This window comes from Mesorhizobium sp. P2_C5_2 (assembly GCF_056404535.1).
On sequence record NZ_JBFUDV010000001.1, the window covers coordinates 1,311,318 to 1,325,825 of the forward strand.

Sequence of the window (14,508 nt, forward strand, 5' to 3'; positions counted from 1 at the left end):
AGGCCGGATTGCGCTGCCTTTGTGCAAATCATGCCCGCCGGGTGCGATGTGAGAAAGTCCTTCGGAGCGCGCTTAGGCTCTTAGAGGTCGCCCTTCCTGACTTTGCCGTAAACGATATTTCGGTTCGAGCCATAATATACGTGCGCTTTGAATGAACTCCCGCCGAGGGCGGCATTGATGATGTCCCACATGTCGTCAGCCGAACGTAGGATGAGCGGCCAATCCATAAAGGTCTCCATGTAACCATCCGTCGTGATCTCGTCGCTGAAATTGGCGAACAGGAATTCGCCACCAGGCTTGACGAGTTCCATGGCCCTTTGCATCAGGCGGACGCCGATGGCACGCGGCAGGTAATCGTAAAGCCCTGATGCGTAGACGAGATCGAATGTGCCGAGAGCGTAGGCGCGGCGAAGAATGCCGCGTACGGAGCCGTGGATTGCTTCGACTGCCGTACCGGAAAAGTCGCGGTTCACCGTGGCAACGCTGACAGGGTCCTGGTCCAGGCCGACCCAACGCTGCAATTTGCGCTTGGCCAACGCGTCGGAGCGTTCGGCTTCCCTGAGGTGGCCGCAGGCAATCGCCAGCACCTCCGCCTTTTCCGCCCTCCTGGCCGTCTCGTCCACCGTCCTGGCCAGAATGTCCCGCCGTTCGCGCCCCGCCACCGAACTGGCGGCTTCACTGGTGTACGCGTAAATTTGCCGACCAAGTAAGGTCGACGAAGCCACGATATCGTCGGCAGTGGGATGCTTGTAGTAAATGTCCAGCAGGCCTGCATCCCCAGAATACCCGCGCGGTTTTTCGACCGACCAACGTGTGAACGGGTCCTGGATCAAGTATTCCGCGACACGGTGCTGCTGAGCCAAAGGGACGAGCTTCTGCCAGACCGCGGGAGCCACCTGCCGGCGGAGCTTATGGAGTCTGCCTGCCAGGCGGTCGACGGTGAGGGCGGCCGGTTTGTGCCGCGCGAAGGCTTGATAGGCAAGATCCAGTATCAGGGCGAGCTGGACCGCGCTGTTCCTCAACTCGTCGGAGTCGGCCGTCTCTTCAGAGGTAGCGGCATGTTTTTTCATCAGTCTGGTGGTGACGAGGCTGTATTCGTCGAGCTGCAATTTTGGGTCGATAGGCATGCCGTTTCTCCGGTTTACCCCGCCCGGTCCACGGCAAACAGCATAGGTGTGTCGCTGCATGATGCGAACTATTTTAGTAAAATTTTAATAAAACTTTAGCCAATTGGGCGGTCATCCAGCCTCCTGAACCGGCTAAATCCGAACCGCCTGTTTACCGTCGGTTAGCGACATCCGACTTTTCCTGCGGACAGTGGTGCCTTCATTCTCCGACGGCAGGCGACCTCGGCTATTGCATTCGCTACTGCAGATCGCGGAGGAGCGGTGCAATGCAACTGAGCGAGGATGTTGCCCAGAAGGTGGCGGTTGCGATTGGACGCCCGCGGTGGCATTCGGCCGATCCGGAACTCCTGGCACTGTTCCTGCAGAAAGATGCCGATGAAAATCGCAGTCTCGTGCGATGGGGTATTGCGGCTGCTGTAGTCAGCTATGTGGCCTATGGCCTGTTCGATTGGTTTCTTTTTCCGGACATCGCCGATCGGCTTGTTTTGACCCGCGTTACGCTAGGGATCACTTCCCTGGTGCTTGTCGAATTTGTCGCCCGACGGGGTTTCGCCCTTCCCACCTTGCACCTTGTAGCAGCGCTGGCGATTGTATCCGGTGCCCTTGGATGGCTTGTCTCCGCTCTTGGAACAGAGCATCAGGATGCCCTCTCCCATTTCATGGTTTTTGGCACCGTATTTATCCTGGGTGCGAATTTGTTCTTCAACTTCCGGTTTTGGCTTTCGGCCATGGCCTCCGCGACGGTCGCCGCAGGCTTTGTGTGCGCCGCGATGTTCTCCCTTCAGGCCGACATCGCGGGCCGGGTCGTGCTGTCGGCCTATTTCGTGAACTGCCTGGTGTTATCGCTTTATCTTTCCTGGCGACTGAGCCTGGAGCGCTACCAGACGTTCCTGCACGCACTTCGGGCACAGATTCAGGAGCAGGCTGCTATCAGGAAGGGGCAGAAGCTAACCGAAATCGCGGATACCGATCCGCTCACGGGAATGAAAAACCGGAGGGCGATCATTCGAGAATTCTCGGAGCTGCGCGAAGACTGGGCCGCGGACGACGATGAGATCGGCCTCATTCTGATCGACGTCGACTACTTCAAAAGGTTCAATGACGGACTTGGTCATCAGGCCGGCGACGATTGTCTGATCAAACTCGCCCACGTCCTTTCCGAGATGGCGGCTTCGAACAACGCCGTTGCGGCACGCTATGGCGGAGAAGAATTCGTCATTCTCTGCAAGGTCACCGGGCGGGCTCACCTTCATGAAATAACGCAGCAATTTTGTCGCGCTGTGGAGGACTTGGACATTTATCACCCTGATCGGGGTGACAAGCTCAACATTGTCACGATCAGTGCCGGAGCCTCGTTGACGCGCGCCGATCAGAGCATAGAACTTAGAAACCTGCTGCAGGAAGCTGACCGCGCACTCTATGCGTCTAAGTTTGCTGGTCGGGCTACGTTCACAATTTACGACCCGCACGCCACCGGCCGGGATCGCTCCAGCGAAAATCTTTCAGAACTGCTGAAGCTGGCAATTTCCAACCAACTCGTTTCTGTCGCTTACCAGCCAATTTTCGACCTGGCGTCTGGACGAGTGCTGGGCCACGAGACTCTGATGCGGCTATGCGACTTCGACGGCACCATGATCGGTCCGTCCGTATTCATACCCGTTGCAGAGCAAACTGGAGCGATAGTGGAACTGGGTACGTGGCTGGTCGATCGAGCCTGCGGTGACATGGCTGAATACGGATTGGGCTCGGTCGTAACAGTGAACGTATCTGTTTTTCAGCTCAAGGCTCCTAACTTTTCACTGCGGATCACCGAAATCCTTGGTCGGCACGGCCTCGCGCCACAGAAACTGGCCATCGAAATCACCGAAGGGAGTGACATCTTTCTGGAGGCGCAAGCGGTAAGGAACGTGGAGCGGTTGCGAAAATTGGGCGTTCAGATCTGGCTGGACGACTTCGGAACGGGATTTGCCGGCCTTACATGGCTCCGCCGTTTCAAATTCGACGTGGTCAAGATCGACCGCAGCTTCCTCCACGATTGCCAGACGTCTCGTGGCCTTAGCCTGTTGCGGGATATGGTCGGACTGCTTCGCAATCTCGGCCATGTCGTGCTCGCCGAGGGCGTTGAAACCGAAGAGCAGTACGTATTGCTGCAGCGCCTGGGGGTAGATTTGATGCAGGGCTTCCTCACCGGGCATCCGGTCCCGATCGAAGAAGTAAACCAAATCAGACAAGGCCTCGTCGCCTAGAGCGTTTCACCGTTTCACGGAAACGGCGAAATGCTATCTCTTTGATTTGACGCAATCTCGGATGGCGGGGACAACGGGAGAAATTCGAAGCCGCCCTCCTACGCTGAAGCTTCGGAGGGCATCCCGCTTCGCCCCGCTGACTGCACCGATCCTGCGAAGCTCGGAGAGCGAAGCAGGATGGCGGAGAGGGAGGGATTCGAACCCCCGATGGGCTTGCACCCATGCCGCATTTCGAGTGCGGTGCATTCGACCACTCTGCCACCTCTCCGCGGTCATGGTCGGCCGTTGCCGGCGCGGCGCACTAGATAACGGCTGGGCGGGCAGGTTACAAGGCCAAATCCGCGGGGAAATTCAGCTTCCTGTGCGGGCCTTGCCTGATCGAGCATTGGCGGCATCGACAGGCGGCGTCGGCCCGCGTTCTGGAGCAAGGACCGAAACAGCAGGGAAACGGGCCGTTTGCCTTGACTTCACCCGAACCTTCGGTTAGGGGAAGCGCGCAATCGGCGTGGAGGGTTCTTCCACGCCGCTTGTTTTTTGAACCCGCAGACTGACAAAAAGACGGCCGAACCGTGTGACGCGGTTCATCAAGGCCGACCGAACAGCGAAAGGCAAAAAATGTTCGCAGTCATTAAAACGGGCGGTAAGCAGTATCGCGTCGCCGCCAACGATCTCCTGAAGATCGAAAAACTCGAAGCCAATGTCGGCGATATCGTCGAAATCGGCAGCGTTCTCGCCCATGGCGAGGGCGAAAATGTCACCTTCGGCGCACCGTTCGTCGATGGTGCTCTGGTCACGGCGGAAGTCGTCGAGCAGGGCAAGAACCGCACCGTCATCGCTTTCAAGAAGCGCCGCCGGCAGAATTCGCGCCGCAAGATCGGCCACCGCCAGCTTCTGACCACCGTGCGGATCGCCGAGATCCTGCTGGGTGGCGCCAAGCCTTCCAAGAAGGCCGCCGCCAAGGTGGAAGCCAAGGCTGACGTAGCGCCCGAGGCGAAGGCCGAGGCCGCGCCGAAGGAAGCCAAGGCCAAGAAGGAAGCCAAGGCTGAAGCTGCCCCGAAGGCAGACGCCAAGGAAGAGACCGCCGTCGCCGCGCCGCTGTTCAAGGCGCCGAAGGGCGAGCCGGACGATTTGACCGTGATCAAGGGCATCGGCCCGGTCGCTGCCAAGGATCTGGCCGAGCAGGGCATCATCACCTTCGCGCAGCTGGCCAAGCTGACCGACAAGGATGTCGCCAAGATCGACGAGCACATGCCCTTCAGCGCCGACCAGATCAAGGACTGGCGCGAGCAGGCCAAGGAACTGGCGAAGAAGTAAAAACGAACCGGCGACACGGTCGCCGGATCGGACTTGAAACGGAACGCGAACGCGTTCATAAGACCATTCAAGCGCCCCCAGGGCGCATCGGAGTTAGTTAGATGGCACACAAGAAAGCTGGCGGCTCGTCGCGCAACGGTCGCGACTCGCATTCCAAGCGTCTGGGCGTGAAGAAGTTCGGCGGCGAAGCCGTCATCCCGGGCAACATCATCATCCGTCAACGCGGCACCACCTGGCATCCCGGCGTCAATGTCGGCATGGGCACGGACCACACCCTTTTTGCGCTCGAGACCGGCGCAGTCACCTTCAACAAAAAAGCCAACGGCCGAACCTACGTATCGGTCAATCCGATTACCAAAGCCGCGGAGTAGCCGGTTCCGCACTACAAAACCGGCGCCCATCTCGGGAACCGGTGTCTGGCCAAACCAGTGAATGGAGCCAGGAAAAGGATCAGGGGAGATGGGTTTTCCATCTCCCCTTTTTTCTTGCCTGGAGGACGTCAAATGGTTGCCGAAGCGGAAGACACCGAAGACGAAAGTTACGCCATAGACTGCCCGGTACTGGCCACCGAGCGGCTGGTGATGCGCGCTCCCTGCGAAGCCGACATCGCGCAACTGGTCGAGCTTGCCGACAACCGTCATGTCGCCGAAATGCTGGCCCGCATGCCGCACCCCTACGGCGAGGCCGAGGCGCGCGCCTTCCTGGCCATGACCCGGTCGCGCCGGGCAGGTATTGCCTATGCGCTGACGCTCGCCGGTACCGACATTTTCGTCGGCTGCGCCGGCCTCAACATGACCGATCGCGGGCTGGAACTCGGCTACTGGATCGGCGAGCCCTACTGGAAGCGCGGCTATGCGACGGAGGCCGCGCATGCGCTGGTCGACCTCGCCTTCCAGAGGACCTCGACGCAGGTGCTGCAGGCCTCGACCAGGGTCATCAATCCTGCCTCGCGCCGGGTCATCCACAAGTGCGGCTTCCAGTATGCCGGCCAGGGCATGCTGAACTCTATCGTTGCCGGCCAGGTGCCGGTCGAGCGGTATAGGCTGGATCGCAAGACTTGGATAAGCCTGCGAAACTGGGTGCACTTCTAGGTGTATTGATATTCAGGTGAGGCCGGCCTGCGAATGGCGGCTTCCTGCGCTTCCGGTGCTCACGTACTTGAGTACGCCCCGCTCCGGTTCTCGGAAGCCACTATTCTCGACTCGGCCTGACCTGAAACTCAACACACCTCGGCGCGTGGCCAAAGATTGGGAACCAGACTCTAGCTCAGCCCATCTCGACCCAGACCGGAAGGTGATCCGAGCCGACGGCTTTCTCGTCGACCCACAGGCGCTTCAGCGATCCGGCGAGCGAGGCCGAGGTGAAGATGTAGTCGATGCGTTTGTGGCGGCTTGTGTCTTCGGGCCGGTTGGGGTCGACCCAGGTGACGAGATCCGATGCATCGAGGCGCTGGGCGACATCGACAGCGAGATCGGCGGTCAGCGGCATGCCGAATTCGTGGTCCGGGCGGCCGACGAGTTCGACATACTCCGAGGAGCCGGACAGCATGTTGAAGTCGCCCATGACGATGAAGGCTTCGGGATAGGGCAGGTCAGGCAGGCCGATTTCGGGAATGCCGGAGAGACCGCCGCCCTCCAAGGCATAGTTCAACAGGCGCTGGCGCAGAAAACGGATCTGGCTGGCGCGTTCAACCGGACTGCGATGGTCGAGATGGGTGGAATAGAAGCGCACGAAGCCGAGCGGGGTCTCGATCAGCGCCTCGAGCGCGCCACGCTGGAAATTCATCGCCTCCAGGCTGCGGCTGCGCGGCAAAAGCAAATTACGCGACAGATGGATGGGCGTCTTCGACAGCACCATGTTGCCGAGCTGGAAGGTGGTGTTGATGGCGCGGCCGGCCTCCAGGCGCGAGCCGACATTGACCTCGAAATTGCTGCCGTAGGCGGCAAAATACTCGGGCAGCGCCTCGCCAATCTCGGCCACCATGTCGCGGTTGCCGTTCCTCGGATTGTTGCGGGTCACTTCCTGCAGGGCGATCACGTCGGCGCCGCGCACCGCATCTGTGATGCGGCCGAGATCGTAGCGGCCATCGAGACCAATGCCGTACTGGATATTATAGGTGACAATTTTCATTCCCACGCCCCCCACGCTCGCGTCCCGCGAACACTGCTACCGCTTCCCCGGCAAAAGGGCATCCGGCGCTTTAGTCGCAAATCGGCCTCGCCCTTCGCCGCGCCTTGGTTTAGAGCAAGGCGCAAAGTTAGAGCAAAGCCGCAAGGCCAACAGTAGAAACTGCGTAATCCAATGAAATTTCTCGATCAGGCCAAGGTCTATATCCGCTCCGGCGACGGCGGCGCCGGTTCGGTGTCGTTCCGGCGCGAAAAATTCATCGAGTTCGGCGGCCCGGATGGCGGCGATGGCGGCCGTGGCGGCGATGTCTGGCTGGAAGCTGTCAACGGTCTCAACACGCTGATCGACTATCGCTACCAACAGCATTTCAAGGCCAAGACCGGCGTCCACGGCATGGGCCGCAACATGACCGGGGCCAAGGGCGCCGACGTGACGCTGAAGGTGCCGGCCGGAACCCAGGTGTTTGCCGAGGACAATGAGACGCTGATCTGCGACCTGACCGTGGTCGGCCAGCGCTTCTTGCTAGCCAAGGGCGGCAATGGCGGCTTCGGCAACCAACATTTCAAGACCTCGACCAACCAGGCGCCGCGCCGCGCCAATCCCGGCCTGCCCGGCGAAGAGATGAACGTCTGGCTGCGGCTGAAGCTGATTGCCGATGCCGGCCTGGTCGGGCTGCCCAATGCCGGCAAGTCGACCTTCCTGGCCGCGGTGACCGCAGCCAAGCCGAAGATCGCCGACTATCCTTTCACCACACTGCATCCCGGCCTCGGCGTCGCTCGCATCGACGCGCGCGAATTCGTCATTGCCGATATTCCGGGCCTCATCGAAGGCGCGCATGAGGGTGTCGGCATCGGTGACCGTTTTCTCGGCCATGTCGAGCGCACGCGAGTGCTTTTGCATCTGGTCTCGGCGCAGGAGGAAAATCCGGGCAAAGCCTACAAGACGGTGCGCACCGAGCTCGATGCCTATGGCAACGGGCTGACCGACAAGGTCGAGATCGTGGCGCTCAGCCAGGTCGACATCCTCGACGCCGATGAGCGCAAGAAGAAGGCCGCGTCGCTGAAACGCGCCGCCGGCCGCGCGCCCATGCTGTTGTCGGCGGTCACCGGCGAAGGCGTCGAGGCGGTGCTGCGTGCGCTAATGGCGGTGGTGGGCGAAGCTCGCGACAGGGCTACGGCTCCCATCGAGACCCGCTGGAATCAATAGCGATGACGGCACAATCGCTGAAAAAATACCGGCGCATTACGGTCAAGATCGGCTCGGCCTTGCTGGTCGACCGCACCAGCGGCCTGAAGCGCGACTGGCTGGCCTCGCTGGCCGACGACATTGCGGTGCTGGCCAATGGCGGAGCAGAGATCCTGGTCGTGTCGTCCGGCGCCATTGCGCTCGGCCGCACCATTCTGGGCCTTGGCAAGAGGGCGCTGAAGCTCGAGGAGAGCCAGGCGGCGGCCGCCGTCGGACAGATCGCGCTGGCCGGCGCGTGGTCGGATGCGCTCGGCAAGGGCGCGCTGAAATCGGGCCAGATCCTGCTGACGCTCGGCGACACAGAGGAGCGCCGCCGCTACCTCAATGCCCGCGCCACGATCTCGACGCTGCTCAAGATGAAGGCGGTGCCGGTCATCAACGAGAACGACACGGTTGCGACCTCCGAAATCCGCTATGGCGACAATGACCGGCTGGCCGCGCGCGTCGCCACGATGATGGGCGCCGACCTGCTGGTGCTGCTCTCCGATATTGACGGGCTCTACACCGCGCCGCCGGCGCGCGACCCGCAGGCGAAGTTCATCCCAGTGGTCGACCGCATCACGCCGGATATCGAGGCGATGGCGGGTGCTGCCGCGTCCGAACTGTCGCGCGGCGGCATGCGCACCAAACTCGACGCCGGCAAGATCGCCACCGCCGCCGGCACCGCCATGATCATCACCTCGGGCACCAGGCTGTCGCCGCTGATGGCGATCGAACGCGGCGAGCGCGCTACTTTCTTCCGGCCGAGCGCCAATCCGGTCAAAGGCTACAAGACCTGGATCGCCGGCCAGCTCGAACCGGCCGGGCGGCTCACCGTCGACGCCGGCGCCATCGGCGCGCTGCTGTCGGGCAAGTCGCTGCTGCCGGCGGGCGTCCGGCTGGTCAGCGGCAATTTCTCGCGCGGCGACACGGTGGCGATCCTGTCGCCCGAGGGCCGCGAGATCGCGCGTGGGCTGGTTGCCTACGATGCCGCCGATGCCGTCAGGATCGCCGGCCTGAAGACCGCCGAGATCGAAACCGTGCTCGGCTACGAGGCGCGCTCGGCGATGGTTCACCGCGATGATCTGGTGGTGAGTGGCGCGGCCGACTGAGACGCGGTCTCGCGCCCATAGGCGCTAGTCCTTGTGTTCAGGCGGTCATTTGGGTGGGTTGCGGTAGCGATCCTCAAGGTCCTGCTGCACCTTTAGAAGTTCGCCACAACCTCCAAACCGCCCGTCAATGACAGCTTTGACACGCTTATCCAGTTCGGCTTTGGGGAGGTTCGTACCATCTGCGATAAGCTCGTGTATGGCGGAGTCGGCCATCATTGCGTCTGTCGCTTTCTCCTCTTCCATCCTTTTCTTGAGTTCTGCTTCAAGCCTTGAACGCGGCCCACATCCGTAAACCTCCTCAACGACGATGTAGACTTGGGAAAGCGGCGTGGATGGCGCGTCGCAATAGCGCTCGGCGAGTACGACGGACATCATCGAACTTACCATGGCCATGGCCTTCGCATCGATGCTTTCGCCGGGTTCGATCTTGTCGTCGCAATAATCGGCAGCGCGAAGGCCGGTGGGCGCCAGCATCGTGGCGAAGGCAAAGAGAACTGCGGCGGTCTTCATGCTGTCTCCCAAATTCGCGGCCATTGCCGCGAGAGCCGGCCACGTGTAAATCCACCAGGCCTAACCGGAACGGTCAGATGTTGAACAAACACCAAGGCGAAGATGTAGCCAGTTTGATGGCACGGACAGGCCGTAAGGCCCGCGCCGCCGCCCGACCGCTGGCCATCGCCACCACCGCCGCCAAGAATGCCGCGCTCGTTGCCATGGCCGACGCAATCGTTTCCCGTGAGCAGGAGATTCTCGACGCCAACGCCATCGATGTCTCGAACGGACACGAATCGGGCTTGTCCGGCTCCTTCATGGATCGGTTGAAGCTCGATCCGGCGCGCATCCGCGCCATGGCCGACGGTATCAGGGAAATCGCCGAACTCCGGGACCCGGTCGGCGACGTCATCGCCGCCTGGGAGCGGCCCAACGGCCTGCACATCGAGCGCGTGCGCACGCCGCTGGGCGTTGTCGGCGTCATCTATGAGAGCCGGCCGAATGTGACAGCGGATGCCGGCGCGCTCTGCCTCAAGGCCGGCAATCCGGTGATCCTGCGCGGCGGTTCGGACTCGCTCAATTCATCCGCCGCCATTCATGCCTGCCTGGTGGAGGGCCTGAAGGCTGCCGGCCTGCCGGAAGACGCCATCCAGCTGGTGCCGACCACCGACCGCGCCGCTGTCGGCGAGATGCTGAAGGGGCTTTCCGGCAATCTCGACGTGATCATTCCGCGCGGCGGCAAAAGCCTGGTCGGGCGGGTGCAGAGCGAGGCGCGAGTGCCCGTCTTTGCCCATCTCGAAGGCATCTGCCACCTCTACATCGACCGCTCGGCCGATCTCGACATGGCGGTCAGGATCGCGGTCAACGCCAAGATGCGCCGCACCGGCGTCTGCGGCGCTGCAGAGACTTTGCTGGTCGACCGTGCGGTAGCATCTACCCATCTGGTGCCGATCCTCGACGCGCTGCGCGCGGCAGGCTGCGAGATCCATGCCGATCTCGAAGTGATGAAGTTGTTCTTCGATGCCAAGCCGGCGACCGACGCCGACTGGGTGACCGAATATCTCGACGCCATCATTGCGGTAAAACTGGTCGACGGCATTGCCGGCGCCATCGAGCATATCGAGACGTTTTCGTCGCACCATACCGAGGCGATCATCGCCGAGGACGCAAAGGCGGTGGAGCGCTTCTTCAACGAGATCGATTCTGCGATCCTGCTGCACAATGCCTCGACCCAGTTCGCCGATGGCGGCGAGTTCGGCATGGGCGCCGAGATCGGCATCGCCACCGGCAAGATGCACGCGCGCGGCCCGGTCGGCGTCGAACAGCTGACCTCGTTCAAATACCGCGTGCGCGGGTCGGGACAGGTGAGGCCTTGAATTTTTTTGCCATTAGAGCGTGAGCCGTTGCGCCAAGGCACCCCCCTCTGTCCTGCCGGACATCTCCCCCTCAAGGGGGGAGATTGGCTGGAATTTCTGGTTTCGCTAGTCACCAGCGCTGCAAGATTTGCTCCTACGGTCGAACTGCCAATCTCCCCCCTTGAGGGGGAGATGCCCGGCAGGGCAGAGGGGGGTGCCTAGCACCATGCTTTCGTCCCTTCAGCCCGCCATCCCCTCGCGCTACCTCCGCATGCCGCATGCCGAAAAAGGCTTGGCCGTTGGCCTGTTCGGCGGATCGTTCAACCCGCCGCATGCCGGCCATGCGCTGGTCGCTGAAATTGCATTGCGGCGGCTAGCGCTCGACCAGCTGTGGTGGATGGTAACCCCCGGCAATCCGCTGAAGAGCACTCGGGAATTGGCGCCGCTCAGCGACCGGCTGCTTCAGTCGGAGCAGATCGCCAAGAACCCGAAGATCAAGGTCACCGCCTTCGAGGCGGCGCACCATATCCGCTTCACCGCCGACACGCTGGCGCTGGTCAAGGCGCGCAATCCCGGCGTCGATTTCGTCTGGATCATGGGCGCCGACTCACTTCGTGATTTCCACCGCTGGCAGCGCTGGCGCCAGATCGTCATGACTTTCCCGATCGCCGTCATCGACCGCCCGGGCGCGACGCTGTCCTTCCTGTCTTCGGTCGTCGCCAAGACCTTCGACTATGCCCGCGTCGACGAAGGCGATGCGCCCAGGCTCGCCCGCATGAAGGCGCCGGCCTGGACCTTCATCCACGGCCCGCGCTCCTCGCTGTCGTCGAGCGCTATTCGCAGCGCTGCGAAGGGGTAGGGCGCAGACTTCCCCTTCTCCCCTTGTGGGAGAAGGTAGCCGAGCGAAGCTCGGTCGGATGAGGGGTGTTGGAAGGATCGCCACGTTGACGAATTAAGCACTTAGAATCCCTCGATCTTTCCCCGTCTCACTCCGCTGGAGCACCCCTCATCCGTCTCGGCGCTACGCGCCGATCCACCTTCTCCCACAGGGGGAGAAGGGAAGACCTGCACATGTCGCTTTTGCAGCGGCCTTTCGCAGGCGGGTAGGCGATGCTCTCCGGAATATGGCCACTCTCGCTAATACCAAGACCGACTCTGACGATCATGGCGCCCCGCCGGCGCCGGTGATCGCCATTGCCAGCGTCGTCGTTTCGATGGCGCTGATTGCGGTCGGCAATGGGTTGATGTTTGCCTATATCCCGGTCCGGCTCGGGGTTGAGAAGTTCGATCCGACATGGGCCGGGCTGATCATCACAGGGCTTTCGGCCGGCGGCCTTGCCGGCTGCATCCTAACCGGACCTCTCGTCAGAAGGGTCGGGCACGCCCGCGCGTTCATGGTGCTGTCGGCGCTGATTGCACTGTCCAACGCCGCCATCGGCGCAGGCACTTATCCGTTGCTGTGGATCGCGGCGCGGGCGCTGTACGGCTTTGCCATATGCGGCCTGTTCATCGTTGCCCAGAGCTGGCTCAACGACGCCGTCGCCAATGCTATCAGAGGCCGGGTGATGGCGGTGTTCTATGTCGCCTATGTCGCCGGCCTCGGCGTCGGCTATGCGCTGTTGGCGGCGGTCGACATTGCGACAGCTGAAGCGCCGCTGATCGGCATCGCCTTTACCGCAGTGTCGATCCTGCCCGTCGGGATGACGCGGCTCGCCCAACCGCCACCGCCCCGCGCGGCTTCGGTGGCGCTCCGCCGCGCCTGGCGGATCTCACCGGTGGGTGTGGCCGGCATGCTGGCCGTCGGTGGCCTGTCGATGGCGATCGCCGGCTTTGCGCCAATCCATGCCACGGCCAAGGGCTACAGCCAGGCCGACGTGGCGCTGCTGCTCTCAGCCATGCCGGTCGGCACGCTGATCCTGCAGATCCCACTCGGCTGGATTTCGGACCGCACCGACCGCCGCTACGTGCTGGCAGGTGCCGCGGCACTCGCCACCGTCGCCGGCCTGCTCGCCATCGGCTTCGATGGCGGCGCGCTGATGGCTCTGGTGGTGATCTATGTGATCTGGGACGGCGCCTCGGAATCGATCTATTCGCTGGCGAGCGCGCATGCGGCCGATCGGGCGGGGAAGGACGACATGGTGGCGTTGTCGAGTTCGCTGCTGTTTGCCTGGTCGCTGTCGGGTTTCATCGTGCCGGGCATCGTGACGGCCCTGTCGGCTGTCTATGGAACGCAGGCTTTCATCTATGTGGCCATCGTCATCGCCACCGTCTTCTGCCTGTTCGTGCTGTGGCGGGTGGCGACGACGCGCGCCGTCCCTGCCACGGAGACCGGCAGTTTCGCGCCGATGTCGGCGCAGGCGCCGTTGCCGGTAGAGCTCGCTTACGCCCCGGAAGAGCAGCGCTAAAGCAATTCCAGGAAAAGTGTGAAGCGGTTTTCCCGGGAAAAGCGCGTAGCGCTTTCCCTTGGGAATTGCTGAAACAAAGGAGCATTCCACAGACCTATTGCCTGGTAGCGGAAGCCTGCTGCCGGGCTTCCGGCGGTGGCGCCGGAACCGAGATGGCCTCGGCGTCGAAGGCCTGCTTGACGCGCTTGGTGAGATCAATCTGGGTGGCGAAGAAATCCGCCGCTGACGTCCAGTAGCGCAAGGTGATGGCGACACTGGCATCGCCGACAGTGGCGACAAAGGCGATCGGCGCCGGCTCGCGTTTGATGCGGCGCTCGCCACCGGCGACGCCCAGCATGGTCTTCTGCGCCAGGTCGATGTCGTTCCACGAGCCGATGGTCAGCGTGATGTCGCAGCGGCGCACGCCGTTGCGGGTGAAATTGCGAACCGGCTGGTTCCACAGCGTTGAATTGGGCGCCAGCACGTAGACGCCGTCTGTCGTCCGAAGCTTGGTGGCGAACAGGCCGATCTCCTCGATGGTGCCGGCAATGGCGCCGACCTCGACATATTCGCCGATGCGGAATGGCCTGAGCGCCAGAAGCATGATGCCGGCGGCGATGTTCTGCAGCGTGCCTTGCAGCGCCAGGCCGATGGCGAGGCCGATGGCGCCGATGGCGGCGATGATCGAGGCCGTCTGCACGCCGAACTGGCCGAGCACCATGATGACGACCAGGATCAGGATGGCGTAGCGCACGATCTTCGAGAAGAAATGCCGCAGCGTCGCGTCGAAGCCATGGATATGGCCGAGGCCGGCCGAGATCGAGCGTTCAGCGAGCCCGGCCACGATATAGCCGACGACCAGCAGGATGATGGCGCCGATGGCAGAGAAGGAATAGGAGACGATCAGCGTGCTGAGTTGCGCAAGCCCTGCCTGCACGGTGAGGAGCGTGTTTTGAGGGTCGATAGGCATCAGGAAAATCCGGTTGGGGGATGTGTCGATAACCCCTGCGGACGCAATGGGTTCCGATTTTTTTGCAGGCTGGCGGAACCGCAAGGTGGGTGTTGCGTTCGCGCTGGCAGGGCCTGCGTCTTGAAACTGCAACGGAACTCTGCCTATCTATGGGGTG

Annotated in this window: 13 protein-coding genes and 1 tRNA gene; 9 read left to right on the plus strand and 5 right to left on the minus strand. The window is 62.2% G+C overall.

The annotated features are described in order from the left end of the window. Positions 1-80 precede the first annotated feature (80 nt). Positions 81-1,127, minus strand: coding sequence for a class I SAM-dependent methyltransferase (locus AC1D1B_RS06270; RefSeq protein WP_477330308.1), 1,047 nt, complete (start codon positions 1,125-1,127; stop codon positions 81-83). Between the two features lie 266 nt (positions 1,128-1,393). Here AC1D1B_RS06270 and AC1D1B_RS06275 point away from each other — a divergent pair, with 266 nt between their 5' ends. Then, positions 1,394-3,373 (plus strand): putative bifunctional diguanylate cyclase/phosphodiesterase, encoded by a 1,980-nt coding sequence (locus AC1D1B_RS06275; RefSeq protein ID WP_477330309.1) that lies wholly within the window; start codon positions 1,394-1,396, stop codon positions 3,371-3,373. A 178-nt stretch (positions 3,374-3,551) separates the two neighbouring features. Here the strand turns inward: AC1D1B_RS06275 and AC1D1B_RS06280 are convergent. After that, positions 3,552-3,641: transfer RNA gene (locus AC1D1B_RS06280), tRNA-Ser, on the minus strand. A gap of 347 nt (positions 3,642-3,988) precedes the next feature. Here AC1D1B_RS06280 and AC1D1B_RS06285 point away from each other — a divergent pair. The 3 genes from AC1D1B_RS06285 to AC1D1B_RS06295 all read left to right on the plus strand — a co-directional run bounded on the left by AC1D1B_RS06285 (position 3,989) and on the right by AC1D1B_RS06295 (position 5,778). Continuing rightward, on the plus strand, positions 3,989-4,687 hold the full coding sequence (locus AC1D1B_RS06285) for a 50S ribosomal protein L21 (protein ID WP_477330311.1): 699 nt from the start codon (positions 3,989-3,991) through the stop codon (positions 4,685-4,687). A gap of 101 nt (positions 4,688-4,788) precedes the next feature. Next, positions 4,789-5,058: a 50S ribosomal protein L27 gene (gene rpmA, locus AC1D1B_RS06290; protein ID WP_015315190.1), complete on the plus strand. Its 270-nt coding sequence runs from the start codon at positions 4,789-4,791 to the stop codon at positions 5,056-5,058. A 132-nt stretch (positions 5,059-5,190) separates the two neighbouring features. Beyond that, positions 5,191-5,778 (plus strand): GNAT family N-acetyltransferase, encoded by a 588-nt coding sequence (locus AC1D1B_RS06295; RefSeq protein ID WP_181061448.1) that lies wholly within the window; start codon positions 5,191-5,193, stop codon positions 5,776-5,778. Between the two features lie 175 nt (positions 5,779-5,953). On the opposite strand, the gene AC1D1B_RS06300 is transcribed toward AC1D1B_RS06295, so the two are convergent. Next, positions 5,954-6,817, minus strand: coding sequence for an endonuclease/exonuclease/phosphatase family protein (locus tag AC1D1B_RS06300; RefSeq protein ID WP_477330312.1), 864 nt, complete (start codon positions 6,815-6,817; stop codon positions 5,954-5,956). Positions 6,818-6,988: 171 nt separating this feature from the next. Here AC1D1B_RS06300 and obgE point away from each other — a divergent pair, with 171 nt between their 5' ends. Then, positions 6,989-8,020, plus strand: coding sequence for a GTPase ObgE (obgE, locus tag AC1D1B_RS06305; RefSeq protein ID WP_477330314.1), 1,032 nt, complete (start codon positions 6,989-6,991; stop codon positions 8,018-8,020). 2 nt (positions 8,021-8,022) lie between these two features. Next, positions 8,023-9,150: a glutamate 5-kinase gene (gene proB, locus AC1D1B_RS06310; RefSeq protein WP_477330316.1), complete on the plus strand. Its 1,128-nt coding sequence runs from the start codon at positions 8,023-8,025 to the stop codon at positions 9,148-9,150. A gap of 45 nt (positions 9,151-9,195) precedes the next feature. On the opposite strand, the gene AC1D1B_RS06315 is transcribed toward proB, so the two are convergent. After that, the gene (locus AC1D1B_RS06315; protein WP_477330318.1) at positions 9,196-9,660 is read right to left on the minus strand and encodes a hypothetical protein; all 465 of its coding nucleotides are present in this window, start codon (positions 9,658-9,660) and stop codon (positions 9,196-9,198) included. A 77-nt stretch (positions 9,661-9,737) separates the two neighbouring features. Between AC1D1B_RS06315 and AC1D1B_RS06320 the strand changes: the two genes are divergently transcribed. The 3 genes from AC1D1B_RS06320 (at position 9,738) to AC1D1B_RS06330 (ending at position 13,402) form a co-directional block, all read left to right on the plus strand. After that, the gene (locus AC1D1B_RS06320) at positions 9,738-11,018 is read left to right on the plus strand and encodes a glutamate-5-semialdehyde dehydrogenase (RefSeq protein ID WP_477330320.1); all 1,281 of its coding nucleotides are present in this window, start codon (positions 9,738-9,740) and stop codon (positions 11,016-11,018) included. A 205-nt stretch (positions 11,019-11,223) separates the two neighbouring features. Continuing rightward, positions 11,224-11,856 carry a nicotinate-nucleotide adenylyltransferase gene (locus tag AC1D1B_RS06325; RefSeq protein WP_477330322.1) on the plus strand — a complete coding sequence of 211 codons (633 nt, stop codon included), beginning with the start codon at positions 11,224-11,226 and terminating at the stop codon, positions 11,854-11,856. 265 nt (positions 11,857-12,121) lie between these two features. Next, positions 12,122-13,402, plus strand: coding sequence for an MFS transporter (locus tag AC1D1B_RS06330; RefSeq protein WP_477330324.1), 1,281 nt, complete (start codon positions 12,122-12,124; stop codon positions 13,400-13,402). A 94-nt stretch (positions 13,403-13,496) separates the two neighbouring features. On the opposite strand, the gene AC1D1B_RS06335 is transcribed toward AC1D1B_RS06330, so the two are convergent. Then, the gene (locus tag AC1D1B_RS06335) at positions 13,497-14,351 is read right to left on the minus strand and encodes a mechanosensitive ion channel family protein (protein ID WP_477330326.1); all 855 of its coding nucleotides are present in this window, start codon (positions 14,349-14,351) and stop codon (positions 13,497-13,499) included. Between the last annotated feature and the right edge of the window lie 157 nt (positions 14,352-14,508).